Annotated in this window: 1 protein-coding gene; it reads left to right on the top strand. The window is 44.6% G+C overall.

Annotation, left to right across the window (positions count from 1 at the left end; all coding sequences use genetic code 11):
- Nucleotides 1–44 precede the first annotated feature (44 nt).
- Nucleotides 45–920, top strand: coding sequence for a multidrug transporter (locus AB4135_RS22155; RefSeq protein WP_371995568.1), 876 nt, complete (start codon nucleotides 45–47; stop codon nucleotides 918–920).
- Nucleotides 921–1,002 lie beyond the last annotated feature (82 nt).

The following is a 1,002-nucleotide window of genomic DNA, read 5'->3' as shown; positions in this document are numbered from 1 at the left end:
TTTAATGGAATTGGTATAAGCAGTTATTTATAGGCGCAAGTTATATGGGTTGGATCTTATTTACTTTTCTTGCTGCAGCGATGCAAGCTTGGCGCAACGCCTTTCAAAGTCAACTCAGTAAAGAGGTCAATACCGCGGGCGTGACTCTGGCACGTTTTCTGTGGGCGACGCCTGTCGCGCTTATCTATTTAGTGGCTTTATATACATGGAAGCCAGTGGGTTTCCCCTTCATTACGCCAACTTTCAGCCTTTATGTAGTTGCTGCGGCGGCAATGCAAATTGTCGCGACGATGATGATGGTTAAGTTATTTAAAATGCGTAACTTCGCCGTTGGGGCTGGGCTTGCCAAAAGTGAAGCCTTGATGGCTGCTATTTTAGGAGTCATCTTCTTTGGTACTTATCTCTCTTGGCTTGGTTGGCTGGGAGTGTTGCTTGGCGGCGTTGCCGTTTTTATTATGAGTAGCGGTCAGAAACTAAAGCAGATCTCATTTGCTACAGTATTGCTTGGTCTGGCTTGTGGCGGTGCATTTGCATTAACGTCTTTATGGGTGCGTCAAGCAAGCCTAAGTCTAGACTTACCTTTTCCACACCGAGCAGCCTGGGTACTGTTATTTGTTATCGCGATTCAAACCTTGGTGCTAGTGATATACGCCTATGCTGTAGATAGAAGTACAATAGATAATTTGCTTAAGCGCCCAAAACTCACTCTACTGACCAGTGTTACTAGCTGCTTAGGCTCTATCGGTTGGTTTAGTGCTATGTCTCTACAAAGTGTGCCTTACGTGAAGACCCTTGGTCAGATAGAAGTGTTTTTCACCTTGCTTATTGCCGCTTTTTGGTTAAAAGAAAAGGTTAAAATAAAAGATGTTGCTGCTTTAGTGATGATTGCTACCGCTGCCATTTTAGTGATGTGGGGTTAACGGTAGAGCATTGTCCACTCGAACTGTTTTGAGGATTACCCCAGCTCTATTTGAAGACGCTGGTTTCAGAGGCATTGTGCCA

Origin of the sequence: Shewanella sp. 10N.286.54.B9 (assembly GCF_041468565.1) — a bacterium.
GTDB lineage: Bacteria > Pseudomonadota > Gammaproteobacteria > Enterobacterales > Shewanellaceae > Shewanella.
The sequence above is the reverse complement of the archived record's forward strand: the minus strand, read 5'-3'. Positions and strand labels throughout refer to the sequence as shown.

What these genes read in the sequence shown, in the direction of transcription:
- AB4135_RS22155 (WP_371995568.1), top strand. Translation starts at nt 45, where the DNA reads ATGGGTTGGATCTTATTTACTTTTCTTGCTGCAGCGATGCAAGCTTGG.